General features: G+C 71.1%; 19 protein-coding genes. 10 read left to right on the top strand and 9 right to left on the bottom strand.

Annotated features, from left to right (window positions below; genetic code table 11):
• Positions 1 to 22 precede the first annotated feature (22 nt).
• Genes AB0D34_RS15105 through AB0D34_RS15095 form a run of 3 tightly spaced genes read right to left on the bottom strand, consistent with a single transcriptional unit; the run spans position 23 to position 3295 of the window.
• Positions 23 to 1435, bottom strand: a complete 1413-nt coding sequence (locus AB0D34_RS15105) for an FAD-dependent oxidoreductase (RefSeq protein ID WP_362661534.1) — start codon at positions 1433 to 1435, stop codon at positions 23 to 25.
• Positions 1428 to 2660 (bottom strand): MAB_1171c family putative transporter, encoded by a 1233-nt coding sequence (locus AB0D34_RS15100; protein WP_362661532.1) that lies wholly within the window; start codon positions 2658 to 2660, stop codon positions 1428 to 1430. The genes AB0D34_RS15105 and AB0D34_RS15100 overlap by 8 nt, the downstream gene beginning before the upstream one ends.
• An 8-nt stretch (positions 2661 to 2668) precedes the next feature.
• Entirely contained in the window at positions 2669 to 3295 is a 627-nt protein-coding gene (locus AB0D34_RS15095; protein WP_362661530.1) for a toxin-antitoxin system, toxin component family protein, read from the bottom strand.
• Between the two features lie 180 nt (positions 3296 to 3475).
• Between AB0D34_RS15095 and AB0D34_RS15090 the strand changes: the two genes are divergently transcribed.
• The 5 genes from AB0D34_RS15090 to AB0D34_RS15070 all read left to right on the top strand — a co-directional run bounded on the left by AB0D34_RS15090 (position 3476) and on the right by AB0D34_RS15070 (position 9391).
• Positions 3476 to 4825: an extracellular solute-binding protein gene (locus tag AB0D34_RS15090; protein WP_362661528.1), complete on the top strand. Its 1350-nt coding sequence runs from the start codon at positions 3476 to 3478 to the stop codon at positions 4823 to 4825.
• On the top strand, positions 4822 to 5760 hold the full coding sequence (locus AB0D34_RS15085) for a sugar ABC transporter permease (protein WP_362661526.1): 939 nt from the start codon (positions 4822 to 4824) through the stop codon (positions 5758 to 5760). Before AB0D34_RS15090 ends, AB0D34_RS15085 begins: the two co-directional genes overlap by 4 nt.
• Entirely contained in the window at positions 5757 to 6614 is an 858-nt protein-coding gene (locus AB0D34_RS15080; protein ID WP_362661524.1) for a carbohydrate ABC transporter permease, read from the top strand. The genes AB0D34_RS15085 and AB0D34_RS15080 overlap by 4 nt, the downstream gene beginning before the upstream one ends.
• Positions 6615 to 6886: 272 nt before the next feature.
• Positions 6887 to 7852 carry an arabinan endo-1,5-alpha-L-arabinosidase gene (locus AB0D34_RS15075; protein ID WP_362661522.1) on the top strand — a complete coding sequence of 322 codons (966 nt, stop codon included), beginning with the start codon at positions 6887 to 6889 and terminating at the stop codon, positions 7850 to 7852.
• Positions 7853 to 7873: 21 nt separating this feature from the next.
• The gene (locus AB0D34_RS15070) at positions 7874 to 9391 is read left to right on the top strand and encodes an alpha-N-arabinofuranosidase (RefSeq protein ID WP_362661520.1); all 1518 of its coding nucleotides are present in this window, start codon (positions 7874 to 7876) and stop codon (positions 9389 to 9391) included.
• Between the two features lie 18 nt (positions 9392 to 9409).
• Here AB0D34_RS15070 and AB0D34_RS15065 read toward each other — a convergent pair whose 3' ends face one another.
• Together AB0D34_RS15065 and AB0D34_RS15060 are read right to left on the bottom strand one after the other, a co-directional pair.
• Positions 9410 to 11329 (bottom strand): endo alpha-1,4 polygalactosaminidase, encoded by a 1920-nt coding sequence (locus tag AB0D34_RS15065; RefSeq protein WP_362661518.1) that lies wholly within the window; start codon positions 11327 to 11329, stop codon positions 9410 to 9412.
• A gap of 51 nt (positions 11330 to 11380) precedes the next feature.
• Complete coding sequence (locus tag AB0D34_RS15060) at positions 11381 to 14368, bottom strand: beta-galactosidase (RefSeq protein ID WP_362661516.1); 2988 nt, start codon at positions 14366 to 14368, stop codon at positions 11381 to 11383.
• Between the two features lie 104 nt (positions 14369 to 14472).
• On the opposite strand from AB0D34_RS15060, the gene AB0D34_RS15055 reads away from it, so the two are divergent.
• Positions 14473 to 14931, top strand: a complete 459-nt coding sequence (locus AB0D34_RS15055; RefSeq protein ID WP_362661514.1) for an Rrf2 family transcriptional regulator — start codon at positions 14473 to 14475, stop codon at positions 14929 to 14931.
• Between the two features lie 84 nt (positions 14932 to 15015).
• On the opposite strand, the gene AB0D34_RS15050 is transcribed toward AB0D34_RS15055, so the two are convergent.
• Positions 15016 to 15789: an alpha/beta fold hydrolase gene (locus tag AB0D34_RS15050; RefSeq protein ID WP_362661512.1), complete on the bottom strand. Its 774-nt coding sequence runs from the start codon at positions 15787 to 15789 to the stop codon at positions 15016 to 15018.
• A 64-nt stretch (positions 15790 to 15853) separates the two neighbouring features.
• On the opposite strand from AB0D34_RS15050, the gene AB0D34_RS15045 reads away from it, so the two are divergent.
• Positions 15854 to 16264: a MarR family winged helix-turn-helix transcriptional regulator gene (locus AB0D34_RS15045; RefSeq protein WP_362661510.1), complete on the top strand. Its 411-nt coding sequence runs from the start codon at positions 15854 to 15856 to the stop codon at positions 16262 to 16264.
• A gap of 313 nt (positions 16265 to 16577) precedes the next feature.
• Positions 16578 to 17228 carry a DUF4360 domain-containing protein gene (locus AB0D34_RS15040; RefSeq protein WP_362661508.1) on the top strand — a complete coding sequence of 217 codons (651 nt, stop codon included), beginning with the start codon at positions 16578 to 16580 and terminating at the stop codon, positions 17226 to 17228.
• A gap of 44 nt (positions 17229 to 17272) precedes the next feature.
• Here the strand turns inward: AB0D34_RS15040 and AB0D34_RS15035 are convergent, their stop codons facing one another.
• On the bottom strand, positions 17273 to 18046 hold the full coding sequence (locus tag AB0D34_RS15035; RefSeq protein ID WP_362661506.1) for an intradiol ring-cleavage dioxygenase: 774 nt from the start codon (positions 18044 to 18046) through the stop codon (positions 17273 to 17275).
• A 146-nt stretch (positions 18047 to 18192) separates the two neighbouring features.
• Here AB0D34_RS15035 and AB0D34_RS15030 point away from each other — a divergent pair, with 146 nt between their 5' ends.
• Positions 18193 to 18498 (top strand): hypothetical protein, encoded by a 306-nt coding sequence (locus AB0D34_RS15030; protein WP_362661504.1) that lies wholly within the window; start codon positions 18193 to 18195, stop codon positions 18496 to 18498.
• A 133-nt stretch (positions 18499 to 18631) separates the two neighbouring features.
• Entirely contained in the window at positions 18632 to 21976 is a 3345-nt protein-coding gene (locus AB0D34_RS15025; RefSeq protein ID WP_362661502.1) for a BTAD domain-containing putative transcriptional regulator, read from the top strand.
• A 35-nt stretch (positions 21977 to 22011) separates the two neighbouring features.
• Here the strand turns inward: AB0D34_RS15025 and AB0D34_RS15020 are convergent, their stop codons facing one another.
• Both AB0D34_RS15020 and AB0D34_RS15015 read right to left on the bottom strand, forming a co-directional pair.
• The gene (locus AB0D34_RS15020) at positions 22012 to 24759 is read right to left on the bottom strand and encodes a M48 family metalloprotease (RefSeq protein ID WP_362661500.1); all 2748 of its coding nucleotides are present in this window, start codon (positions 24757 to 24759) and stop codon (positions 22012 to 22014) included.
• Positions 24756 to 25280, bottom strand: coding sequence for a hypothetical protein (locus AB0D34_RS15015; RefSeq protein ID WP_362661498.1), 525 nt, complete (start codon positions 25278 to 25280; stop codon positions 24756 to 24758). The genes AB0D34_RS15020 and AB0D34_RS15015 overlap by 4 nt, the downstream gene beginning before the upstream one ends.

Genomic DNA, 25280 nt, shown 5'->3' with positions numbered 1-25280 from the left:
GACGGGCCGCCCCTTCTCCGGCCTACTGAAGACCCGCCTTCTTCAACTCCTCGGCTGTCAGAGGCGGTTCGGGAAGTGTGGGCTTCAACGGCCCCACCACAGCCGCCAGCACCACCGTCGGCGACAACAGCACCTCCGCCCGCCGCTCCAGCGACGTCACGTCGGTGACCCGGCGGGCGATCCGACCGTTCCCCGTGGCCGTGTACATGAGTCGGGAGACGTACGCGGCCACGAGCCGGTCCCGCAGGGTCGGGCCGCCCTCCGTCGCCCCCGGATAGAACACGTCCTGCCCGGTGGCCAGGTCCCACGCCGCCCCCACCGGCCGGGCCACCGCCTTCTGCACCCGACGGGACAGCCCGGTCGCGCCGAAGCCGTACCGCCGCGTCAAGTCCCGTAGCAGCAGGGCGCTTTGGGCACCGACGGCCAGCCCGTGCCCGTAGACCGGGTTGTACGCGGCCAACGCGTCGCCCAGCACCGTGAAGTTCTCCGGCCAGGCCGCCGCCCGCTCGTAGAAGTAGCGCCGGTTGACGGTCGTACGGGTGAAGGCGACCTCGGACAGCGGCTCTGCCCGGGCGATCAGATCGCCGATCAGCGGGTGTCTGAGTTCCTCGCGGGCGAACCGTACGAAGTCGTCGCCCGAGGCGTCGGCGGCGGTGGGTTCGCCGCCGCGGGTGCCGTTGAGGGTGACGATCCAGCGGCCCTCCTCGATCGGCAGCAGGAAGCCCGACCGGCCCGGTCCGGGCTCCCGGGCGTCGGGCTGGACGCTGACGACGGGGAAGCCGTCGCGGGCCTGCTCGGGCGCGAGGTAGAGACGGCTCGCGTACGCCAGGCCCGAGTCGACCTCGCGGCGCTCCGGCTCCGGCAGCCCGAGCTCCGCCAGCCAGCGGGGCGTCCCGGAGGCCCGCCCGGTCGCGTCTACGACCGTCCCCGCCTCGATGGTCGACTCGCGGCCGTCGGCCGCCCGCACCCGGACCCCGGTGACGGCCTGCGCGTCGCCGACCAGCCCGAGGACCTCCGTGTCGCCGAGCACCTCGACCCGTTCGTCCGCGCGGACCCGGGCCCGGACCGTGGCGTCCAGCAGGTCCCGGCCGGCCAGGATCACGTGGTGGGACTCGGGCCAGCGCCGGAACCAGCCGTGGGCGGAGTGGACGACCATGTCGGTGGTGACCGGTGCCCGGCGCGCCCCGGCGTCCAGGAGCGTGCCGGTGATGCCCGGCAGGAGGTCCTCCATCGCCCTCACCCCGCCCGACCACAGCATGTGGGCGTGCCGGGCCTGCGGCAGACCCCTGCGGGGCGCGGGCCCCTCGGGCAGTGCGTCGCGCTCCACCACGACCACCCGGTCGGCGAGGCCCGCCAGCGCGGCCGCCGCGAGCATGCCGGTGTGGGATCCCCCGAGGACGACGGCGACTCTCGCGGGGTCGGGACGTTCAGTCATGCGTGGACATGCTCTCTGCCGGGACGGCCGCGCGGGCGCGTACCGCCTTGATCTCGTCGGGGCTGCGCAGGACCTCGGACACGGCCGCGATCTCCTGGAGCAGGTACGTGGTGTCGGGGTCGCCGTCGCCCACGGCGTCCGGCGAGCCCCGCCTGCCCTCGACGGCGTCCAGGATCGTCACGGCGGCGGCGAGGGCCTGGGCCCGGCCGCGCTCGAAGCCGAGGGCGACGGCGGTGTCGTAGGCGCGCACGCGCAGGTCCTCGTCGATGAACCGGGACAGCTGCAGCAGCGCGTCGCGGATGAACGTCTCACGGCGGATCAGCCGCATCTCGGCGGTGGCGCGCAGGGCCAGCGGCTCGCGGCTGCCCGCGACGGTCCGCATCAGCCGGGACAGGGCCTTCAGATCGCGGTGGCGGCGGCGGACCAGCCACCGCTCGTGGAGGTACTGGCCGGCGTGCGGCACGATAAAGCCGACCGCGACCAGGGTGGCGGCGACGCAGGCCGCCGCCGGCGCGATGTTGGTGTTCAGCCAGTCCAGGTCGTGCCCGGTCCAGCGGGCCACGACGGCCGTGAGCTTTGCGGCGCTGAAGAGCAGGTTCGTCGCGAAGCCGATCCCGAGGAACCGCAGCCCCCAGCGCAGCCAGGCGTCGAGACCGTCGGTGCGGATCCAGTTCCACACCAGTGCGGAGGTGATCAGACTGGCCACGGTGTGCGCGAGCAGGTAGAGCAGGATCAGCTCACGCATGAACGGCGTGTCGGCGTAGTAGGTGTCGAGGTCCCGGATCCGCTCCACGGGCACGTCGGCGAGCGCGAACAGCACCCACATCGCGACGACCACACCCGCGTACACGCAGATCACCCACCGGGTCGCCCGGCGCGTGCGGGCATGGTGCTCGCTGCGGCCGTCGCGCCAGTGCACGACAAGGAGCAGCCAGGACGCGCAGAGCGCGGTGAGCAGGGAGTACACCCAGGGCGCGGCGATGTTCGGGACGCCGGTGACCCGGTTCGTCCAGGCGACGGTGCTCGGCGCCGCGAACAGGAACACCGCGCAGGCGAACAGCAGCAGGCCGCCCACGGCACGCAGCAGCGGGTCCCGCCACAGCTTGACGATGCTGGGCAGTTTGATCGCCAGGGCCGCCCCGAGGACCAGGCCCGGGAGCCAGAAGGGGATGCTCAGTCCGGTGAGGGACCCGAGCGTCCCCTCGGCCAGGTGGGGGTGGGTCACGGGGTGTGTCACCGCGCTCCGCCTCCGCGGTAGCCGAGGGTTCGCTGGACCGCGCCGGGCCGGGTGCCGGGGTCGCGGTCGGACACGAGGCCGGACGGCGCGCCTGAGCCCCGGCCCGACACGAAGGGCCGGAACGCGGCCGCGAGCCGGTGCCCGAAGTCGTCGGCCTCGGCCTCGTCCGCCTCCCGGGAGCCGTTGCGGGCTGCCACGGTCAGGGCGACCGCGTCCCAGCCTGGCCGCCCGGCGAGGGCGTTCGCGGCGGCCGCGTGATGGTGGGTGTGGCCCGCGTGCAGGTGCCACAACTCGTGGCCCAGGATGACCAGTTGCTGCATCTCCTCGGCCCGCTCCTCCACGATGACGAGGTCGAAGTCCTGGAACTCCACCCACAGTCCGGTCACCGCGATCTCGTCGGGGAACCGCTCGAAGCGCAGATCGACGGGCCGGCCGCCGCGGCGGGCGCTCATCTCCTGGCACAGGGCCCGGCACAGCTCGGGCACGTCGACCGGGGGACGGGGTCTGGCCCGGACCGCGGCGGTGAGGTGGGAGACCAGATCGCGCATGGCCGAGGTCGCACGGGTGCGTCGTAGCGCCGAGGCGATCCGGGCCGCACTCCTGCGCGCGCCCGCGATGTCCATCCCACCCCCTGAACTCTCCCGCCGCCACAGGACGGGCTGTTCGAGACTACGCGCCCTGCCCCATCCCGTCACGCGATCCTTTTTTGCTGCGTACCCCATTGACCAGAAAGCGCTTCCTGTCTAGCGTCCACGTTCGAAGTTACGGGCGCAATTCGAAATCTCGAACAGTTAGGGCAGGGAATGGGACGACCTGACCTGGGCCGCAGGCAACTTCTCGCCGCGGCGGGCGGCCTGACCGTCGCCGCGAGCTTCGGCTTCGCGGCTCTCGGCACCGGCGCCGACGCGCTCGCCTCCGGCGCGGACACCCGGGTGCGCTACTGGAACCTCTTCAGCGGCGGCGACGGCGCCAACATGATCGCGATGCTGGACGCCTTCCGTAAGGCCAACCCGGACATCGACGTCAAGGACTCCACCCTCCAGTGGGGCAACCCCTTCTACACCAAACTCGCCATGGCGGCGGCCGGAAACCGCGCACCCGACCTCGGTGTCATGCACATGGGCCGGGTCACCGGCTTCTCGCCCGGCCGCCTCCTGGACCCCTGGGACGTCGACCTGCTCGCCAAGTACGGCGTGCGCGAACAGGACTACAACCCCGCGCTGTGGAAGCGCGGCGTCATCGACGGCAAGCTCTACGCCCTCCCCCTCGACATCCACGTCCAGCTCTGCTTCTACCGCAAGGACGTGCTGAAGAAGGCCGACCTGCTCGGCGACGACGGCCGGATGATCCCGGTCACCTCCACCGACGAGTGGTTCGACGTCCTGAAGAAGGCCAAGGCCGCCCAGAAGAAGGGCCTGCAGACGATCGGCCTGTGGACCAACGACCAGAACTTCCAGTGGTGGTTCTTCGTCGCCTTCTACACCCAGCTCGGCGGCAAGTGGTTCAACGACGCCAACACCGAGGTCCTCTTCGACCCCGACAAGGCCACCCAGGTCCTGGAGTTCCTCCGCAGGCACGTCACCGACGGGTACGTCATCCCCGGCGCCCCCACCGGCGAACAGTTCATCAACGGCGCCCCCTTCACCTGGGAGGGCAACTGGTCCGTGCCGGTCTTCACCGGCGCCAAGCTCGACTACGGCGCGACCCCGCTGCCCCCGGTCTTCGGCAAGCAGGCCACCCACGCCGAGTCGCACGCCTTCGTCCTGCCGCACCAGGCGAACCGGGGCGGGGCCACCAACGAGGGCGCCCACGAACTCGCCGCGTACGTCGTCACCCACGCCCTCCAGTGGGCGGCGGGCGGTCACATCCCCGCGTACACACCGACGCTGTCCACCGCGGCGTACAAGAAGCTCACCCCGCAGAACGAGTACGTCAGCGCCATGGACCACCAGGCCACCGAGCCGAAGGTGTGGTTCGCGGGCTCCACCGGGGTGCTGGCCCAGGATCTCGGCCCGGTCGTCGTCTCCTCGACGATGGGCTCCGCGAAGCCCGCCTCGGTCGCGCAGACGATGAAGAAACACCTCACCAAGCTCCTCGCCTCGAAGAACCCGATGGACGGCAGGACCGCCGCGCAGGGAGGTGCGGTCGTATGACGACCAGTGCTCAGACCGTTCTCACGGGCGCACGCGCCAGGACCGCGACCGCGACGGCAACGGTGCGCCGCAAACAGGGCTTCCAGCACGGGGGTTGGTTCGTCGCGCCGTTCCTGGTGCTCTTCGTGCTGTTCGTGGTCTGGCCGCTGCTGCGCGGGGTCTACCTCAGCTTCACGGACGCCAACATCTCCGGCGAGGGCGCGAGCTTCGTCGGCCTCGACAACTACCGCGAGGCCCTGCACGACCAGGCGATGTGGGACGCGCTCGGGCACAGCGCGTACTTCACGCTGCTGGTCGTGCCGTGCATCACGGTTCTCGCCTTCCTGCTCGCGATGCTCGCCCACCACATCGAGCGCGGCAAGTGGCTGTTCCGGCTGTGCTTCTTCGTGCCGTTCCTGCTGCCCTCGACGGTCGCCGCGAACATGTTCCAGTGGCTGTTCACCCAGGGCATCGGTCTGATCAACGAGACCTTCGGGATCGCCATCCCCTGGCTGACCGACAAGTCGTACGCCATGCTCGCCATCGTCATCATGACCCTGTGGTGGACGGTCGGCTTCAGCTTCCTGCTCTACCTTGCCGCCCTCCAGGGCATCCCCGGGCACCTCTACGAGGCCGCGAAGCTGGACGGGGCGAACGCCTGGCACCGCATGGTCCACATCACGCTGCCGATGCTGCGCAACATCACCGGGCTGGTGATCGCGCTCCAGATCCTCGCCTCGCTCCAACTCTTCGACCAGGCCGTGGTGATGATGGACTTCGGCCCCGGCCCGGAACTGAGCACCCGCTCCTTCGTCCAGTACACCCTCGAACAGGGCTTCACCAGTTACCGCGTGGGCTACGCCTCCGCGATGTCCATCATCTTCTTCGTGATCATCGCAGTCGTCGCGCTGGCGCGGATGTGGCTGCTGCGCACCCGTGAGGAGGGAGCCCGATGAGCAGCACCGAGATACGGCTCAAGCCCCGCAGTTCCTGGACCCCCAGCCAGATCGTCCTGACCCTGATCGGTGTCGCCGTCTCCGCGGTCTTCGTGGCGCCGATCGCCGCGGCGCTGTTCACCTCGCTCAAGTCGGAGGCGGAGGCGGCCGAGATCCCGCCGCACTGGCTGCCGAAGGTGTGGACGGTCCAGGCGTGGAAGGCGCTGTGGGAGACCGGCAACGTCACCAACTGGTTCGTGAACTCCCTGGTGGTGTCGGTCTGCGTCACCTCCGTCGTGCTGGCGGTCAGCGCCCTCGCCGGATACGGCTTCGCCCGCACGGAGTTCCGGGGCAAGGGGGTGCTGATGGGCCTGGTCATGTCGGGCCTGATGGTCTCCCCGGCGGTCCTCGGCGTCCCCCTGTTCACCACGGTCCAGCAGATGGGGATGGTCGACACCTACTGGGGCATGATCCTTCCCCAGTGCGCGCCGGCCGCGATGGTCTACATCCTCTACAAGTTCTTCCAGGGCATCCCGCGCGAACTGGAGGAGGCGGCCTTCATCGACGGCGCGGGCCGCTGGCGGGTCTTCTTCACGATCGTCGTCCCCCTGGCCCGCCCCTCCCTGGCGGCGGTCGGCATCTTCACCTTCATCGCCTCCTGGAACAACTTCCTGTGGCCCTACATGGTGACCAACAACCCCGACCTGATGACCATGCCGAACGGCATCGCGACCGTCATGAATTCCTACGGCATCCAGTGGGCCCAGTTGATGGCCGGCGGCCTCATGGCAGGCCTCCCGCTGATCATCGTCTTCGTCTTCTTCCAACGCCGGATCGTGGCGGGCGTGGCCCACACGGGCCTGGCGGGCCAGTGATCGCTGAAGGGGGTTGGCCTGCGCGTTTGGATCACGCCGCGCTGCGGCGGCCTGTGCCTTGCAGCCGGTGGCGGGGCAGGGTGCGGCTGCGTGAGTCGAGGGTCTGGCCCGTCAGTGGTTGCCGAAGGACGGCGGGCCCGTCCGCTGCGGCCGTGCCTCGGCGGCAGCCCCCCGCCCCGCCCCCGTAGCGGTCGCGCGGCGTCGGTGCAAAGTGCAGCGGCGTCAGTCATGACCCGCCCCCGGCGGGCCACCACCCACACACGGAGCCTCAGTTGACGCGTCTCAGACTCGCGGCCGTCATGGTCGCCGCCCTCATGGCCCTGCTGCCGACCACGGCCCGGGCCGACACCGGCTACCCCGACCCGCTGCCTCTCGCCGGGCAGCAGATCATTCACGACCCCACCCTCATCCACCTCAAGTCGGGCGGCTACGTGGCCTATTCGACCGGTGGGGTGATCGGGGCCCGCGTCTCGAAGGACCTCCGGAACTGGACCGACGCGGGCAACGCCTTCGCCGAGCCGCCGAGTTGGTGGTACGAGTACAACGGCACCGGTGACCCCTGGGCCCCGGACATCTCCTACCGCGCGGGCCGGTTCTGGCTCTACTACGCGGTCTCGTCCTGGGGCACCAACCACTCCGCGATCGGCGTGGCCACCTCCCCCAGCGGCCTCCCCGGCACCTGGACCGACCACGGCAAGGTCTTCACCTCCGAGACCACCGACTCCTGGAACGCCATCGACCCGGCGATCATCCGGGCGGACGGCAGGCTGTGGATGTCGTTCGGCTCGTACTGGACCGGCATCCGCATGGTCGAGCTGGACCCGAGCACCGGTAAGGCCCTTGCCGGCGCCACCGTCCATCACCTCGCCACCCGCCCCGACGCCCCGTACGCGGTCGAGGGGCCGTACATCCTGAAGCACGGTCGCTTCTACTACCTCTTCGCCTCGTACGACGCCTGTTGTGCGGGAGTGAACTCCACGTACAAGATCAAGGTCGGAAGATCCACCACGATCACGGGCCCCTACCTCGACAGCACGGGCAAGCCGCTGCTCGACGGCGGCGGCGACCTGCTGCTGGCCGGCCACGGCAGGTACGTCGGCACCGGAGGCGAGTCGGTCTTCAAGGCGAAGGGTCAGGACTGGCTGGCGTACCACTACTACGACGCAGAGGACGACGGCACCCCCAAGCTGGGCCTCAACCGCCTCGGCTGGGTTCACGACTGGCCCGTTGTCAAGTAACCCCGTTCCTGAAAGGTCTCCATGAGCAAGTCCACCGCCCGCTTCACCCTCGACCCCGCCTTCAGGATCGGCGAGGTCGACCCCCGGCTCTTCGGCTCCTTCGTGGAACACCTCGGCCGCTGCGTCTACACCGGCATCTTCGAGCCCGGCCACCCCAGCGCCGACGAGGACGGCATCCGCACCGACGTCCTGGACCTCGTCCGCGAACTCGGCGTCACCGCCATCCGCTACCCCGGCGGCAACTTCGTCTCCGGATACAAGTGGGAGGACTCCGTCGGCCCCGCCGAGGACCGCCCGCGCCGCCTCGACCTCGCCTGGCGCTCCACCGAGACCAACCGCTTCGGCCTCTCCGAGTACATCGCCTTCCTGAAGAAGATAGGCCCCCAGGCCGAGCCCATGATGGCCCTCAACCTCGGCACCCGGGGCGTCGCCGAGGCCCTCGAACTCCAGGAGTACGCCAACCACCCCGCCGGCACGGCCCTGTCCGACCTCCGTGCCGCGCACGGCGACAAGGACCCCTTCGGCATCAAGCTGTGGTGCCTCGGCAACGAGATGGACGGCCCCTGGCAGACCGGCCACAAGACCGCCCAGGAGTACGGCCGGACCGCCGCCGAGACCGCTCGCGCGATGCGCCAGATGGACCCGGGCGTCGAACTCGTCGCGTGCGGCTCCTCCAGCCAGGCCATGCCGACCTTCGCCGCCTGGGAGGCGACGGTCCTGGAGGAGACGTACGACCTCGTCGACTACATCTCCCTGCACGCCTATTACCAGCCCGAGGACGGTGACGTCGACTCCTTCCTGGCCTCCGCCGTCGACATGGAGTCCTTCATCGAGAACGTGGTCGCCACCGCGGACCACATCGGTGCGAAGCTGAAGTCGAAGAAGAAGATCAACCTCTCCTTCGACGAGTGGAACGTCTGGTACATCTCGGAGTGGCACGAGATCGAGAACTCCGGCGCGCGGGACTGGGCGGAGGCCCCCCGTCTCCTGGAGGACAACTACAGCGTCCTGGACGCCGTCGTCTTCGGCTCGCTCCTCATCGCCCTGCTGCGGCACGCCGACCGCGTCACCGTCGCCTGCCTCGCCCAACTCGTCAACGTCATCGCCCCGATCATGACCGAGCCCGGCGGTCCGGCCTGGCGCCAGACGACGTTCTTCCCCTTCGCCCAGGCCGCGCGGTTCGGCCGCGGCGAGGTCCTCGACGTACGGGTGGACTCGCCGACGTACGAGACGAAGAAGTACGGCGAGACGGACCTCCTGCACGCCACGGCCGTGCGCGCCGAGGACGGCACGGTCACCGTCTTCGCGGTCAACCGCAGCCGGACCGACCCGCTGCCGCTCGAAGTCGCCCTGACCGGACTCGACTTGACGGACATCGTCGAGCACAGCGTCCTCGCCGACGCCGACCCGGACGCCCGCAACACCCTCGACGAGCCCGAGCGGGTCGCCCCGCACGCGGCCGAGGGCACCGCGCTCAAGGACGGCACCCTCACCGCCGTACTGGAGCCGCTGTCCTGGAACGTGATCAGGCTGAGCTGAACCAGGTCCCCGAGGGCGTCAGCAGGTTTCGCGCAGGAACCCGTCGGCGCCCTCGGGCACGACCTCCTCGTCCCGGCGCACCACGCTGAGGGTGCTGCTCCAGGTGGCGCACGCCTTGGCCAGGCCCTTCTTCGTGTACTCGACCATGAGGACGTTGTCGTCGAAGGCGTCGGCGAACGTGCCGCACTCGTCGTACTCCGCGCACTCCTCCACGACGGCGAAGTCCAGGCCCACCGACGCGCGGTCGGAGACGAGCTCCGCGGTGTTCTTCTGCGCGATGGCCAGGCCCTTGGCGTGGGCGTGCGCCGCCAGCAGCTTCATCAGGGCCTCGGCCTGCGCGGCCTTGAGATACGAGGGGAAGCGGGTGAAGGAGTCGTAGTTGTCGGGCTCCACGGCCCGGTAGCCCTTGGCCGCGCAGGTGTCGATCCAGGTGTCCAGCCGGTCGGCGATGCGCTCGCGCTTGGCGGCCGTACGGATGTCCAGGACGGCCTCGTCCCAGTCCGTGTCGTGGACGACCTTCCCGTCGGCGTCGCGCAGCAGCAGGTCGGCGGGCCAGTCCTGCTCCTCGTCCGACTCCGCCTGGAAGGCGTTGATGTTGCAGATGTTGTAGAGCCCTGAAGCGGGCGCGTCCTCGTAGCTGCGGCTCACCACCCGGACACCGGCCGCCGGAGGGTAGGCGCCGCCGATCTGGTAGTCCCAGGGCACGTGTTTGGGCGGGAGCGTCACGTGGGCGGCGGACGCGGACGGCGATGACCCGGCGCCGGACGCGGGGCCGGTGGACCCGGGCGAGGTGGTCGCCCGTGCTGTCGGTGACGGGGACGCGCTCCGGCTGTCCGACCCGGCCCGCACCGCCGCGATGCCCAGCCCGGTGACGGCCAGGGCGGCGACGAGTCCGACGAGCCCGACGAGGACGCGCCGCCGGGATCCGCTGCCTCCCCGATCGCCTCGGCTGCCCCGACCGCCCCGGCTCGCTCGGATGACGTCCGCCACCGCTGCGGTTCCGTCCTGGGCCGCGTGCCTGGCGGCAGGGCGCGCTCCGGAGACCTGATGGCTGGTCGCCACGGAGCCGGGAGGAGCCGAGGACTCGGGCGAGACCGGCGAGACCGGCAGGGCAGACGCGGCCGTCGCTTCGGTGTCCGGCAACGCCCGTAGCAGCTCATGCAGTTCACCGAGTTCCGGCCGGGCGCCCGGGTTCTTGTCCAGGCAGCGTTCGGCGATGCCGCGCAGCGGCTGCGTGACCCCCTCCAGGGCCGGCGGCTCGTACATCACCTGATAACCGGTCAGGTAAGGGCTGCTGCCGTCGAACGGGCGGCTGCCGGTGGCCGCGTAGACCAGCAGGGAACCGAGTGAGAAGACGTCCGAGGCCCCGGTGACCTCGCGCGGCGCGGCGAACTGCTCCGGGGACATGAAGGGCGGGGTGCCGATCAGCCGCCCGGTCATGGTGAGCGCCTCGTTGTCGACGGCGTACGAGATGCCGAAGTCGATGACGCGGGGCCCGTCCTCGGCCATCAGGACGTTGCTCGGCTTCAGGTCCCGGTGCACCATGCCGACCCGGTGGATGTCCCGCAGCGCCTCGACGAGGCCCAGCGCGAGCACCCGCAGCGCGGTTCCGCGCAGCGGGCCGTCCTGGGCCACGACCTCCGCGAGGGTACGGCCCGGGACGTACAGCGTCGCCATCCACGGCTGCGGGGCGTCCGGGTCCGCGTCCACCACCGGGGCGGTGAACGCCCCGCTCACCCGGCGGGCCGCCGCCACCTCCTGCCGGAAACGGGTGCGGAACTCCTCGTCCAGCGCGTACGCGGGGTGCACCAGCTTGACCGCGACCTGCCGCCCGGATTCCGAACGGCCGAGGTAGACGACCCCCATGCCGCCGCTGCCGAGCCGGTCGACCAGTGTGTAGCCGCCGATGGACTCCGGGTCGCCGGGGCTCAGCGACATCGCGGGTCACCTTTCCGAAGTACGGGTGATCGAAAGTTCAAGGACATCAGGCTAGCGGCCGGGGGAGTCCACCCGTGCGACCGGTACACCTCCGGCCGAAGTCCCCAGCAGGGACAGCCGTACGTCCCCCGGCCCGGACTCCGTCGTCCCGTCGGACAGCACCGCGAGCGCCAGGGTGTTGGTGCCGCGGGTGCGCAGGATGCCGTTCGGCAGGACGAAGGTGTGCTGCGGGCCCACGTCGTTGACGTACTGGCCCATGTTCCAGCCGTTGAGGAAGATCTGGACGCGGTAGGCGCGCTCCGGGTCGTCGTCGAGGGTGAGGCCGATCGAGGCGTCGATGCCGGCGTCGACAGCGAGCCGGAACGTCGTCCGGTACCAGGTGACCCCCTGGCGCCGGTCGGCGCGCGGCAACTCCGTGTCCTCCCAGTGCGCTTCGGCGAATCCCGGCAGGTGCCAGCCCTTGCGCTCCCCGTACAGTCCGCCGTTGTTGAGCGGCCCGCGCACCGGGTCGGGTGCCGTCTCGCCCCGGATACGCCAACTCGCCCTCGGTGAGCCGCCCTTGAAGGTGACCGACGTCAACCCGCGGGCCACCTTGTGGGAGTCGGCGGACCCGCCGTCCATGTCGTGCGCCATCCGCCGGACCAGGACGGACAGGACGCGGGGCGACCGCCCCGCGGGCGGGGGTGTCTCGAAGGTGGCCGTCGCCGCCCAACTCCCCTTCCGTGCCGTGTCCTTGTCCGGCACCGGCATCCGGTGCGTACCCAGCGGCTCCCCGTCCAGCCAGGCCATCAGCAAGCCCTGTGTGCCGGTGCTGTAGGCGAGGGACACCGACTCCAGGCCGTCCGCGTCCGTCAGCCGCGCCCGGTACCAGACGTCGCCGTAGTGGAAGCCGTAGTCGTCGGCGAAGAGGACCGGCTGCCCCTTCGGGACCGGAGTGACGCTGTACGAGCTCGTGCGGTCGACCCTCGTCCAGCCGGAGTCGTCGTAGTCCGGGAGGGCCTCGAAGTTCTCGTCACGGCGCCGCCAGTTGCCCAGCGCGGGCAGCCGCACCTCGCCGACCGGGGGGATCGGGAACTGCCCCGGTGTAAGAGGCATCACGGCTCGCAGGCTGCCCATCGGGGTGACGTCGGTGGGCACCGGGCGGCCGTTCCAGGTGACCCGGTCCAGGCCGCGCGGCCCCCACACCTCCATGCCCGTCCCGCGGACGGTGTCGCCGGTCAGATGGACGGTCGCGCCGTCCAGGGTGGCCCCGCGCACCATCGACGGCCCGTACACCAGCACCGGCCCGGTCGGGGTGTCCACCGGGAACAGCCGCAGCGACCAGGGGTCGTCGGCGAAGATCAGCAGCAGCGGGGTGTCGCTGCCGCCGCCCTCGACCCGCACCCGGGCCGGCCCGTCGAGGCCCACCGGCACGGTGATCCTGAGGACGCCGAGGTCGTAGTTCCACGCGGGCTCCGCGTCGCCCCGGGTGACCAGCGGCTCCTCCGGGTACTCCAGCAGGACCTGCGCCATCTCGCCGTGCGGGGCCGTGAACACGGCGACGTCCATCCGCCCGACCTTCAGGTACATCATGGGCTGCGCGGTGGCGTACTTGAGCCTGGGGGTGCCCAACTGCAGGTTAGTGGTGAGCAGTCGGGCGTCATGGGCGGCGACGGTGAACGCCACGTCGATCCCGGCGTCCGGGATCGACGTCGTGATCGGCGCGTCGGTGTCGTTGCGCACGACGTAGACATGGGAGCCGGTGTCCGGGTTGGTCAGGTGGTACACCTTCAGCCGCTCGTCCTCGGCCCTGACGGCGTCCGCCCGGTCCAGCTTGGCGAAGTCCGGCACGGTGCGCAGGAGATGGCCCAGCTGGTGCTGGGGAGCGAGCTTGGGCGTCGGCCGGCGGGCCTCGTCGATCGCCGCCCCGTAGTCGTACGACGTGTAGACCTGCGGCGCGGGCAGCCAGCCCCAGGAGGTGCCGCCGAAGGTCATGTAGACGTTGTGCACGGTGATGCCGTTGGCGAGGTTGGTCAGCTGGAAGCGCCGCTCGTAGGCCGCGTCCCGGGTGTACCGCGCCTCGGCGTACCCCTTGCCGCCGAAGGTGACCCCGCCCCACGGGTCGAACCAGCCCCCGCCGAACTCCGGGACGAACCCGGGCGTCCTGGGACTGGCCGTGGCCCCGCCCTTCAGACCGCCCTCACCGAAGTCCCCCCAGTCCGGCGGTACTTCGCCGGGCGAGGGGTAGCCGTCGAAGCCGTACAGCCAACCCCGCTCCTCGCCCCCGGTGTTGAAGGACCCGGGGGTCCAATAACCGTTCCTGCCCTTGTCGTTGTGGAACAGGGGTACGTCGATTCCGTCGGCGCGCACCTTCTTGTACAGGTGGGACATGTAGTCGCGGCCCAGGGGCTCGTCGACGAAGGCGTCGTACTCGTTCTCGATCTGGTAGAGCAGGACCGTGCCCGTGCCCCGGGTGAACAGGTGACGGGCGGCGATGGCGTTGACCTCGGTCAGCCACTCGTCGACGTGCGACAGATAGGTCGGGTCGGAGGTGCGGGCCCGGCCCGCCGTGGCCGCGAGCCAGCCGGGGAAGCCGCCGCCGTCGACCTCGGCGTTGATGTACGGGCCCGGGCGCAGGATGACGTACAGGCCGGTCTCGGTGGCCGTGCGCAGGAACAGGTCGAGGTCGCGGACGCCGGTGAAGTCGTACTGGCCGGGGCCGGGGGAGTGGTAGTTCCAGGCGACGTACACGCTCACCGCGTTGAAGCCGTAGGCGCGCATCTTCTGCAGGACATCCCGCCACAGCGAGGGGCTCGGCAGCCGGAAGGGGTGCATCTCGCCCGACCACAGCACCAGGCGGCGGCCGTCGACCAGCAGCGAGTACTTGTCGAAACCGACCGTGTGCCGCGCCCGGTCGGCGGCGGGCGGGCCCGGCGCGGGCCCGGTGGGCACACTGTGGGAGGCGTACGCCCTGGTCGTCTCGCCGCCGCTGCCGCTGAGCGCGAAACCCAGCGCCGTGGTGCCGGCGAGGGCGTTGAATGTACGTCTGCTCAGCTCCAAGGGAGCGCCTCCTGGTCGTGCCCGTCCTCGTGCGGTGCGGCTGTGAGCGGTGGTGCCATTGTGGCGTGGCCATTGTCCACCGCCGGACGCAGCACAATTGTCGTATGAGGATCTCTGCACGAGCGGACTACGCGGTACGGGCGGTGCTGGAGCTTGCCGTGAGGCAGGGCGCGGAGCCGGTGAAGGCCGAGGCCATCGCCGAGGTCCAGGGTATTCCGCACAAGTTCCTGGAAGGGATTCTCGGCGACCTCAGGCGCGGCGGGATCGTCGACAGCAGGCGTGGCGGGGGTGGCGGTTACCGGCTCGCCCGGGAGGCCGCGGCCATCACCGTCGCGGACGTCATCCGGGCCGTGGACGGGCCGATCGTGTCGGTGCGCGGTGAGCGGCCCACCGGTCTGGAGTACACCGGCTCCGCCCAGCCGCTGCTCCCGCTGTGGATCGCCCTGCGGGCCAACGTCCGAAAGATCCTGGAGGGCGTCACCATCGCCGACATCGCGGGGGACGCACTGCCGGAGCCGGTGCGCACGCTCGCGGCCGAGCCTGCGGCCTGGGAGAACCCCTGATCCTCGGGTCACGCTCAGGTGGCGGAGAGGGAGCCGGCGGTTTCGGCGGGGGAACGGGTCGAGGCGAGCGCTCCCTGATCCGCCTCAGCCGCGCCCGGTCCGCTCCGCGAAGTCGTCGAGCAGGGCGAAGGTGCGTTCCGGCCGTTCGAGATGCGGCAAGTGGCCCGCCTCCGCGACCACTTCGAAGCGCGCGACCGGGAACGACGCGGCGTACTCCTTGCCGTAGGCCGGGGTCGTGATGCGGTCGCTCTCGCCCCACAGGACGAGGGTGGGGACGGTGACGGCCGCGAGGCGGGCCCGGAGCGTGGGGTCGCTCATGGCCGGGCCGCCGGAGAAGACGCGCAGGGCGGCCATGTTGCCCTGGACGAGGGCGAGTCGCTCGGCCGGGAGGCTCGCCGGGTCTGCGTAGAAGCGCTCGGAGTCGTGGTACGCGTACTCGGCGAGACCCCGAGCGTCGAGGCTGAAGAAGTCCCGCACCGGTTCGCCGTCGACCTCGATGCCGACCGAGTTCATCAGGACCAGCCCGCTGATCAGACCGTCCGGGTCGGCCGCGGCCAGCTCGGCGCCGATCCAGCCGCCGAGCGAGGAGCCGACGACGAGGACATCGGACAGCCGGCGCTCGCGCAGGAGACGCAGATACGCGCCGGCGAGGTCGGTGACGCGGGCGAGGTTCTCGGGGCGGGGGGTGCCGTTCCAGCCCGGGTGGGTGGGCAGCAGGGTGGGAGCGGTCCGGGCGAAGTGCTCGGCGATCGGGGCGACGGTCGCGGGACCGCCGCCGCCGTGCAGGACGAGGACGGGGCGGCCGGTGGCGGGGCCGGATGCCGTGACGGTCAGGAGAGTGCTGAGGTCCGTGGTCATGCCTCGGACTCTAACTAAGGATATTTATATAAGCAAGCTTAGTCATGGTGCTAACCTGGTGGACATGGCCGTTGAACTGCAGATCCTCGGACGGGCCGTGAAAGCCGTCCAGTACCGCCAGCACCGGGCGCTCGACAGTCGCCTCGGGTCCGTCGGCAGCACGCTCGCGCAGTGGGACGCGCTGCGGGCGATCGGCCGTGCGCCGGGAGCCAGTGCTCGGGAGCTGGCGGCGGCGACCTTCCAGAGCGAGCAGGCGTTCGGCACCCTCGCCGGACGGCTGGTGGCGCAGGGGCTGGTGGACCGGCGGCCCGGGCATGGTCGGCGTATCGAACACCACCTCACCGCCGAGGGGGAGCGGGTGCTGAAGGTGGGCCACGAGGTCGCGAACGCGGTGCTCGCCGAGTGCTTCGAAGGGCTGGCGGAGGCGGAGCGGGAGGCGCTGCTGGGGCTGCTGCGGAAGATCGAGGGCGGGTGAGCGATCGGGTCGGGTAGGGGTGTGGTGCGCCTCTGTTCGGGGGTGTGGCGCCCTGACCCGTATGAGTCGTCGGTCGGCGGCGCGCCGTCGCGTTGCCCTGGTCGCCGAAGTCCTTGCTTGCTGCTGTGAATGACCTGTGGATGGGCTGCCCAACTGGCCCTGGTTACACGTGAGTTCGGGCACCGCGCGGAATGGCTGGAGTTCGCCCTGGTGGCGCCACAGGGTGCTCCCTACGATTCGATCGCCGCGGTGCTTCACAGAAACCACACAGGTTCTCCACGCTTCAACCTTCAGCGAAGAGGAGAGACCCCCCATGGCAAGTGGACTGCTCCTGGGCGGCGCCGTCGCCGCTCTCGTGACCGCGGCGGTGCCCGCGCACAACCCGTCCGGCGGGTTCGTCGACCCGCCCCCGGACAAGATCGTCATCAACGTCGCCACGGTGAACGGCTCCGGCTGTCCCGCGGGCACGGCGGCCGTCGCCGTCTCCGAGGACAACACCGCGTTCACGGTCACTTACAGCGACTACCTCGCGCAGGTCGGCGGCAACTCCGACCCCACCGCGTTCCGCAAGAACTGCCAGCTCAACCTGATCGTCCACGTCCCGTCGGGCTTCACGTACGCCATCGCCAAGGCGGACTACCGGGGCTTCGCCTCGCTCCAGTCCGGGGCGAGCGCCGTGCAGAGGGCCTCGTACTACTTCCAGGGCTCGTCACAGACGGCCGCGAAGACCCATCCCTTCACGGGCGCCTACAACGACAACTGGCAGGCGACCGACACCACCGACTGGGCCCAACTGGTCTGGGCGCCCTGTGGAGTTCAGCGCAACTTCAACATCAACACCGAGATCCGCGTCAGCGCGGGCACCTCCTCGCCGTCCAAGGTCAGCTTCATGACGATGGACTCGACCGACGGCGACATCAGCACCGTGTACCACATGGCGTGGAAGGAGTGCCCGGCCAAGTGAACGGGTGTCGCCCGCCGCTCCTGTGGGCGGCGGGCGACGCGTGGTCAGCGTTCGACGCCGAGGGTCAGGGTGCCGGAGTAGCCGGCGGAGGGGCTGCTGCCCAGGGCGGCCAGGGTCAGGAGACCGGACGCGGCGCCGCCGTCGTCGTAGATCCCGTCCTGGGCGAGGGTGGTGTGGGTGACCTTGTTCGCCGAGTACGGCGAGAGCGCGCCGACCTTGGCGGTGACCGTCTCGTTGAAGAAGAGCTGGCCGGTGTGGAGTTCGGTGCCGCCGGTGAAGGAGCCGTCGGAGGTGAGCGTGACGCCGACGTGCACCTTGACGTGGATGTGGACGCAGCGGCCCACGTACCAACCCGGGTACACCGTCGTGATGTTGGCGACCCCGGCGGAGTCGGTCAGGACTCCGCCCCGCAGGAAGGTGCCGCTGTCGGGCTCGTCGTGGCCGTTGTTGCCGACGTAGCCGGAGTACTCGCCCAGCGCGTCGCAGTGCCAGATCTCGACGAGGGCGTTGCTGATGGTGGCGCAGGTGTCGTCGTCGACGACGGTGAGGGCCAGCTTGAGCGGGAAGCCGGTCTTGCCCTCGGTGATGTCGGCGCGGACGTACTGGCCGTCGAGGTAGTAGGGGCCTTCGGTCATCTCCTTCGTGAGGGTGCAGACCGCCGCGGCGGCCACGGGGGTCGTTTCGGTGGTGTCGGCCGTCCGCGGCGGTGTGGTGGCGCCGACGGCGAGGGTGGCGGCGGTGGCGCCGGTGGCGACCAGGACGGTGCGGCGGGTGATGACGGCTTTCGCGGGGGTCTCGTTCGCGGGGGTGTCTGTCATGAACACGGCACCCTAGGGACGGTTTCTGTAGGTGGGCTGTCAGTTCGGCAAAGTGAGGGACCGTCAAGTTTCTTGCGAGACAGGTTGCGGTGTCGGACGGGGTGGGCGCGGTAGCGTATCGGGGCGTATGCCGACAAGGAGGGTAAATGGGGCTTACCATGCGGGTCGAACGGCGCATCGCGGAGGACTTCCCCGGCCGGGAGGGCGAGGTGGTGGGGGATCTGCTCACCGAGCTGGTCAACCACCTGACCGACCGGGGTGACCAGGAGGACAAGGAACGGATCGCCGCCGCCACACTGCTGTGCGGCCAGGGCCGGGTGGACCGCATCCTCGACGCCGTCCAGCTGGCCAAGGAGGACTGGCGGGATGTGCTGGTGGGGGCGGGGCTGGCCGATGCGGGGTGGAGGGAGCGGTTGGAGGCGGACTTCGGACCGGCGGTCGCTTCCGGCTGACCCACGGCTTCGGGCCCCACTGTCGCTGCCGCACCGTTGGTGCCGGGGCGACCGTGGGGTCGCCTGCTCCTCGGCTCCTGGAATGTGGGGGTTGTGCGATGGTCGGTCCCTGAGCGCGGCCGGGGGTGCTGCAATGCTGGTGAACATGCCGGTGATCCACGGGACGGAAGGTACGGCTGTGGACGGGGGATCTCCCGATCTGCTCCGATTAGAGGTGCTCGGACCGTTACGGGCCTGGCGCGGCGCGACACCGCTGCAGCTGGGCCCGGTCAAACGGCAGGCAGTGCTGGCCGCGCTGCTGCTGAGACAGGGCGCCGTGGTCAGTCATGAGTGGCTGCTCGACGCGGTGTGGGGACCGGAGCCGCCCGCCGGCGGCCCCAAGGTGCTCCCCACCCACATCAACTCCCTCCGCAGGACGCTCGATCCGCGAGGAACACCGCCCGCGGAGTCGGTGATCCGCAGCGGCAAGGGCTGGTACCGCTTCGTCGTCGAGGATGTCCGGCTCGACGCCGTGGAGCTGGAGGAGCGGGGCGGCGAGGCGCTGCGCACCGTCGCGGCCGGGGATCTGGCCACCGGCGTGGACCAACTGGCGTCCGCCATCGGGCTGTTCAGGGGAGAGCCACTGGCAGGCCTGCCGGGACCGTTCGCGCGGGACGAGCGGCGGCGGCTGGAGGAACGCCGGCGGACGCTCCGGCTGGAACGGGTCAAGTGCCTTGTCCTGCTGGGCCGGTTCGGCGACGCCCTCGACGCCGTCGGCGGGGCGTCCGCGTCCTCGGAGGCCGACCGTTACGACGAGTCGCTGACGGCCCTGCGGATACGGGCCCTGTACGGCCGTGGACGCCAGGCGGAGGCGCTCAAGGCGTACGAGGGCCTGCGCATACTCCTGCGCGACGAGCTCGGCGCGGACCCTGGTGAGGAACTGCGCCGGGTGTACGAGGCGGTGCTGCGACAGGACGACGCGTTCCTGCTGCCTCCCCCGCCGGCTCCCCTCGGGACGCGTGACGGCATCGTCCCCGCCGAACTCCCGCACGACACACCGGGGTTCGCGGGCCGCGGCAGCGAACTGGCCCGGCTCCACGCACTGCTGCCCATCGATCGGGGCCCGGCGAACGCCGTCGTCATCTCAGCCATCGGCGGCGCCGCAGGCATCGGCAAGACCGCGCTGGCCGTGCACTGGGCCCACCAGGTCCGCGACCGCTTCCCGGACGGCCAGCTCTATGTCAACCTGCACGGCTTCGACCACGACCGCCGCCCCCTGGAACCGCGCGAGGCCCTCGAACTGCTGTTGACCGGTCTGGGCCTCGCGGCCTCGGAGATCCCCCCGGACCACGAGGCCCAGGCCCGCGTCCTGCGGACCCTGCTGGCCGGCCGACGGGTCCTCGTCCTCCTGGACAACGCGGCCTCCGCCGATCAGGTACGGCCGCTGCTCCCGGCCGGCCCCACCTGCTGCGTCCTCGTCACCAGCCGCAACCGCCTCGGCGACCTCGTCGCCCGCGACGGCGCCCACGCCCTGCCCCTGGACCTCCTCCAGCCGGACGCGGCCCGCGCTCTGCTCAGCCGGACCCTCGGGGCGCACCGGGTCGACGAGGACAAGCCCGCGGTCGACGAACTGATCCGCCTGTGCGGCAGCCTCCCCCTGGCCCTGCGCGTGGCCGCCGCGAGGCTCGCGGGCGATCCGGCGCTGCGGACGGCCGACCTGGTCGCGGAGATGACCGAGGGCAACCGACTGGACGCCCTGGAGCCGGACGGCGACGTCGGCTCTCCGCTGCGTACGGCCTTCTCTGTGTCGTACGGCGCCCTGGCACCCGGCGCGCGCCGGCTGTTCCGGCTGCTCGGCCTGTTCCCGGGAGCGGACTTCACCGCCGAGGCCGCAGCGGCCTTCCTGGACACCCCGCTGTCGCGGGCCCGCCGGCTGCTCGGCGCGCTGGCCGCGGCGCATCTGATCGAGCCGGTGACGGCGGGCCGGTACCGGTTCCACGATCTTCTGCGCGAGTACGCCGGGGAGCGGGCGCTTGTGGAGGAGACCGCGACTGAGCGCGAGGCCGCGCTGGAGAGGGTGCTGCTCTGGTATCTGCACGCCGTACGTGCCACCGCGGGGGCCGGGCTGTTCCCGGAGCTGCCCGCGAGCCTCCGGTCCGGCGAGCATCCGGGCGTACCGTCGGCCGACGAGCCCGGACGATGGCTGGACGCGGAACGGGCGAACCTCCTCGCCGTCATCGACCACGCCGGCCGGCACGGACCTCGTCCCGTGGCCTGGTACCTGACCTCCGCACTGTTCAACGAGTTCTGGGTCCATCTGTCCCGGCAGACCTGGCAGTCCATCGCGCAGACGGCACTGGAGGCGGCCGAGGCCGAAGGAGACCTGTTCGGCCAGTCCGCGATGCACTCGAGCCTCTCGGCACCCCGGTGGCACTGGGGGCACATCCCGCAGGCGATGGAGCACGCCACCCGCGCGCTGGACATCAGCCGGGAACTCGGCTGGGCGGCCGGCGAGGCGTCGGCCCTCGCCGTCCGGGCCTGCTCGAACTGGAGTATGGCCCGCCTCGGCAGCGCGTACGACGACATGACCGTCGGCAGACGCCTCTTCCGTGCGGTCGGGATTCCCTATTTCGAAGGGTTCGGGCTGACCGGCCTCGGTATGGCCTGCCGGGATTTGGGGCGGCTGCATGAGGCCGCCGGTCATCTGGAGCGGGCCGTCGCCCTCGACGCGGAGAGCACCCGCTGGGACATCGGCCCGGCCATACAGGTGCTGGGCGGGGTGTACTGGGAACTCGGCCGTCTCACCGACGGGATCGACCTCCTCGGCCGGGCGGTGATCTCGGACCAGAGGGCCGGTTACAGCGACGGCCGCGGGATGATGTTCAACGCCGTCGCGAAGATCAGGCTCGAACTCGGCCACCACGAGGAGGGGTTGGAACAGGCCGAGCGGACCCTGGCCAAGGTCAAGGACACGAAGCGGTACTGGATCCAGGCCGGCATTCTCAACACCGTGGCCGCCGCCCACCGAAGACTGGCGCGTCCGGACCGGGCCCTCCAAGCCGACCGGCAGGCCCTCGCCCTGGCTCGCGAGGCACGCTACAAACGCGCCGAGGCCGACACCCTCGTCAGCCTCTCTCTCACCCACCAGCACCTGGGCCGGACCGACGCGGCCCGCGCCCACGCCGAGCAGGCCCTGGACCTGGCCCGCGCCCTCTCCTTCCGGGTGGTGGAGGGCCAGGCTTTGACCGCGCTGTCCGCGACGGCCGAGTCCGGGCAGGACCACGCCACCGCCCTCGAACTCGCCGAGCAGGCCTTCGCCGTGCACCGCGAGACCGGCCACCGCCTCGGCGAGGCCCGCACCCTCATGGCACTCGCCCGCCTCCACCGGGCGACCGACGGCACCGCCGCCGAACTGCTGGGCCAACAGGCGCGGGCCGTCTTCGCGGACGTCGGAGTACCCGAGGAGCCGGACTTCGGGCCGCAGCGTCCCGCGGGCTGACTGGTGGGACCGGGACCCCCTCGTACGGGTGGCGGTCACCCCTTCCCCAGCTTCATCCCGCTCGGCTTCGCCAGTTCGACCAGCTGGTGGAAGAGGGCGGCCACCGGGGGTGTGGGGGGATTGAGTGCGGTGAGCACGGGGCGGAGTTCCGTCCAGTCCGTCACCGGGAGGGTGTTGAGGCAGGTCTGTGCGGACTTGCGGGAGCTGGTCAGGACACCGGCCCAGACAGACTGCTGGGCGGCGGCGGGGATCGGGAAGTAGGCCTCGGCCCGGTCGACGGTGTGGAGCATGTCGGTGCAGCCGCGCCTCATCGCCGTAGCGTTGACGCTGCCGTCCAGGTTGACGCTGTGGTCGATGTCCGCCAGGGCCTGTTCGTAGTCGCTCATGAGGTCCGCCCCGCCGAAGGACACCCAGGCCCAGACCTGGAGGCCCAGGTTCCGGCTGGACAGCGGTGGCCTCTGGAGTTGCGTGATGAGGGGGTCGAAACCGGCCTGGTCGGAGCGCCCGGCCGCGGCGCGCGTCTCCGGGTAGGCCGCCGCGCACAGGGTCACCAGCATCCCGCAGGCCGCGGCCGTGCAGACCAGGCGGAGGTGGGGGAGGCGGCGACCGCGTGGTGGGTGCGGGCGGTCGGGGGCGGCGCGGAAGCGTAGGGCAGGCCTGGTGGTGACGACGGCGCCGCGGAGACGCAGGGCGAGCCTGGTGGCGACGGCGGCGGGAAGCGCCGCCGCCAGCGTCGCCATCCCGGCGAACGCGAGGAGTTGCGGGAGGAAGAGTGTGAGCACCTGCCAGTCGCCGTCGGCGGCGATCTCGCATTCTGAGTGCACGGTGTTCAGCGGCCGTACGCAGCCGTCGGTGCCGACGATCGCGAGCAGGACGGCCAGCTGGACCGCCATGGCGGAGCCCGCCGCGGCCATCGTCGCTCCCGCGTTGCCGCGGCTCACGACCGCGACGGCCAGGGCGGCCCCGACGACACCGCAGAAGCAGACGGCGAAGAACCAGGCGGTGTAGATGTTGAGGCTCGGGACGAACGGCTCGCGGGCGCGCCAGATCCACTGATGGGCTCGGAGCGTGACGGAGACGACGCCGACGCCGCCCGCGGCGCCGAAGAACAGGCCGAGGGCCGTCCCCGCCGGTGACGGACGCCGAGCCAGGCCGACCAGGGGGAGGATCCACAGCCCGGCCGTCAGCCACAGGCTCCAGCCGTGACTCGACAAGGACACGACGACCACCGTCAGGACCGCGATGACGTGCGTGGTGGTCGACGGCACCAGTTGGTCCGCGGGCGCGTAACCGGTGTTGAGCAACGCAAGCGCCGTGGAGGCCGAGTACGGCAGGCCGCCGCTGAAGATCGTGCCGGCGGACTGCCACCAGCCGTACCACCAGGCGAACGCCGTGCCGGTGACGGCGAGCGTCACCACCGCGGCCACCCGGCGGGGGACGCGTGGCAGACCGGCGAACAGCGCGGCGCATCCGGCGGTCCACCACAGCACCGCCGCCGGCACGACGACCAGCAACAGCAGCAGAAACCCCTCGGGGAACGCGGGAGCCCACTGCATGGCCAGGAACGAACTGGCGGCGAGTTCGCCTCCCAACTGACCCGCCCCAAGCCAGAGTCCGGCGGACAGCCCGGACGGCCTGGGCCCCTCCGGACCCGCCCGCACCACATCGCGCCATACGGCGAAGCCGCCCACGGCGGTGGCCAGCGCTGCCGCGGGCCATACCCCGATCGGGACCAGCCAGACCGGCAGGTAGTTGACGAACCCGGGCGCGAACGAGACCAGATGGCCGAGGAGTTGGACCGACACCCCGGTGAGGACCATGGGCAGGGCGCCGACCGCGACGGGCGCGGCGGAGCGGGTCAGCGCGGCGACCCGCTCCTCCCAGTCGGGGTGCGTGAGCAGGAGGGAGACGGCCCTACGGCGCACCGGGCGCTGTCGCTCATGCCGCGTCCAGTAGGCCACGTCGGCGCCCTGCGCGACCGCGTCGAGGTCGGCGTGGATCTCCCGGGTGCGCAGCACATCTGCTGTGGTCAGATACATCAGTACGACCATGAAGGCGGCCAGGACGAGGTTGCGCGCCAGGTGGGGTGCCGGGTCGGAGCCGACCAGCTTCCAGCCGTTCACCGCGACGAACGGCAGCAGCACCCCGATCAGGAAGACCCGCCAGAGCGCGACCGTCAGATACGTGATGTCGACGTCCCGGTTGCGGATGTGCGCGAACTCGTGCAGCAGTGTCGCCTCGAACGCGCTGCGGTCCTGGTGGAACAGCTTCACCAGACCCAGGTCCAGCCGCACCGTGTAGCGCCCCGGCCGGCCGAAGACGACGGCGTTCGCGCTGAACAGGGCGTTCGGGTCCATCACGAAACGAGGGGTCCGGCGCAGCTCGCTCGTGGCGGCCAGGTCGGCCAACCAGCCGATGACATCGGGCTGTTCCAGCGGCGCCCCCCGGGCCCGCCGCCCCTTCCAGCGAGGGATGCACACGTACAGCACGAGTGCGAGGACGATCACCGCGGCCGTGGCGGCCATCGGCAGCCAGAGCAGTTTCCACCGGCCGACGAAGTGGTCGATGCAGGCGTGATAGGCCGGTGTGGCCTGGGACAGTACGTTGGCGGGGGTGTCGCGCTCGGGGTTGCCGCCCCCGGCCAGCGCGCAGCCGGACATCCAGTTGTGCGGATCGGTGAGCGAGGACAGCAGATCCGACAGCATGGACAGGGAGCCGGCGATGAACAGGACGACGAGGAGGACGAAACGCTGGGTGGTACCCGCGCCGGGCTTCGCGGTCACGCATCGTCTCCCGTCGGCAACTCCTGCTGCCCGCCTGCCGGTTGGGCCAGTGCCAGCCGCCTGACCACCGCATCGGCGATCCGCTCGCCGCGCTCGTTCGACAGCCGTGCCTGCTGGGCCGCGGCGAGCACGGCCTGCTGCACGGTCTCCAGCTGTTCGCGGGTGAGCACGGGGACGCTGACGGGCACGGGTTCCTGGCGGCGGCCGAACGGCCAGAGCCGCAGCCGCACCATCCTGGTCCGCGCCTCCTGCTCGACGGACGAGACGACCCGGCGCACCGCCTCGTCCACGGCGATCCACAGGACCGGCGTCAGCAGCGCGGCGGCGACCTCGACCCCGAAACCCAGGGGTTCGTCCCAGCGGGGCCGCCTGGTCAGCCGTTTGCGTGCCGTCTCGTCGTCGAGCCCGCGCAGCGACTCGACCATCTGCAGTTCCTCGGGGGCGAGTTCCGTGACGACGGCGGTGACGATGCTGTTCCGCAAGTCGCCCTGATTCGGGGTGAATTCCCCTGTGGGGGTCAT

Origin of the sequence: Streptomyces sp. NPDC048420, assembly GCF_040651535.1 — a bacterium.
GTDB lineage: Bacteria > Actinomycetota > Actinomycetes > Streptomycetales > Streptomycetaceae > Streptomyces.
The sequence above is the reverse complement of the archived record's forward strand: the minus strand, read 5'-3'. Positions and strand labels throughout refer to the sequence as shown.

Coding starts and splice junctions, on each gene's coding strand:
- AB0D34_RS15105 (WP_362661534.1), bottom strand. CDS start 1,435: ATGACTGAACGTCCCGACCCCGCGAGAGTCGCCGTCGTCCTCGGGGGA.
- AB0D34_RS15095 (WP_362661530.1), bottom strand. CDS start 3,295: ATGGACATCGCGGGCGCGCGCAGGAGTGCGGCCCGGATCGCCTCGGCG.
- AB0D34_RS15090 (WP_362661528.1), top strand. CDS start 3,476: ATGGGACGACCTGACCTGGGCCGCAGGCAACTTCTCGCCGCGGCGGGC.
- AB0D34_RS15085 (WP_362661526.1), top strand. CDS start 4,822: ATGACGACCAGTGCTCAGACCGTTCTCACGGGCGCACGCGCCAGGACC.
- AB0D34_RS15080 (WP_362661524.1), top strand. CDS start 5,757: ATGAGCAGCACCGAGATACGGCTCAAGCCCCGCAGTTCCTGGACCCCC.
- AB0D34_RS15070 (WP_362661520.1), top strand. CDS start 7,874: ATGAGCAAGTCCACCGCCCGCTTCACCCTCGACCCCGCCTTCAGGATC.
- AB0D34_RS15065 (WP_362661518.1), bottom strand. CDS start 11,329: ATGTCGCTGAGCCCCGGCGACCCGGAGTCCATCGGCGGCTACACACTG.
- AB0D34_RS15055 (WP_362661514.1), top strand. CDS start 14,473: ATGAGGATCTCTGCACGAGCGGACTACGCGGTACGGGCGGTGCTGGAG.
- AB0D34_RS15050 (WP_362661512.1), bottom strand. CDS start 15,789: ATGACCACGGACCTCAGCACTCTCCTGACCGTCACGGCATCCGGCCCC.
- AB0D34_RS15045 (WP_362661510.1), top strand. CDS start 15,854: ATGGCCGTTGAACTGCAGATCCTCGGACGGGCCGTGAAAGCCGTCCAG.
- AB0D34_RS15040 (WP_362661508.1), top strand. CDS start 16,578: ATGGCAAGTGGACTGCTCCTGGGCGGCGCCGTCGCCGCTCTCGTGACC.
- AB0D34_RS15035 (WP_362661506.1), bottom strand. CDS start 18,046: ATGACAGACACCCCCGCGAACGAGACCCCCGCGAAAGCCGTCATCACC.
- AB0D34_RS15030 (WP_362661504.1), top strand. CDS start 18,193: ATGGGGCTTACCATGCGGGTCGAACGGCGCATCGCGGAGGACTTCCCC.
- AB0D34_RS15025 (WP_362661502.1), top strand. CDS start 18,632: ATGCTGGTGAACATGCCGGTGATCCACGGGACGGAAGGTACGGCTGTG.
- AB0D34_RS15015 (WP_362661498.1), bottom strand. CDS start 25,280: ATGACCCCCACAGGGGAATTCACCCCGAATCAGGGCGACTTGCGGAAC.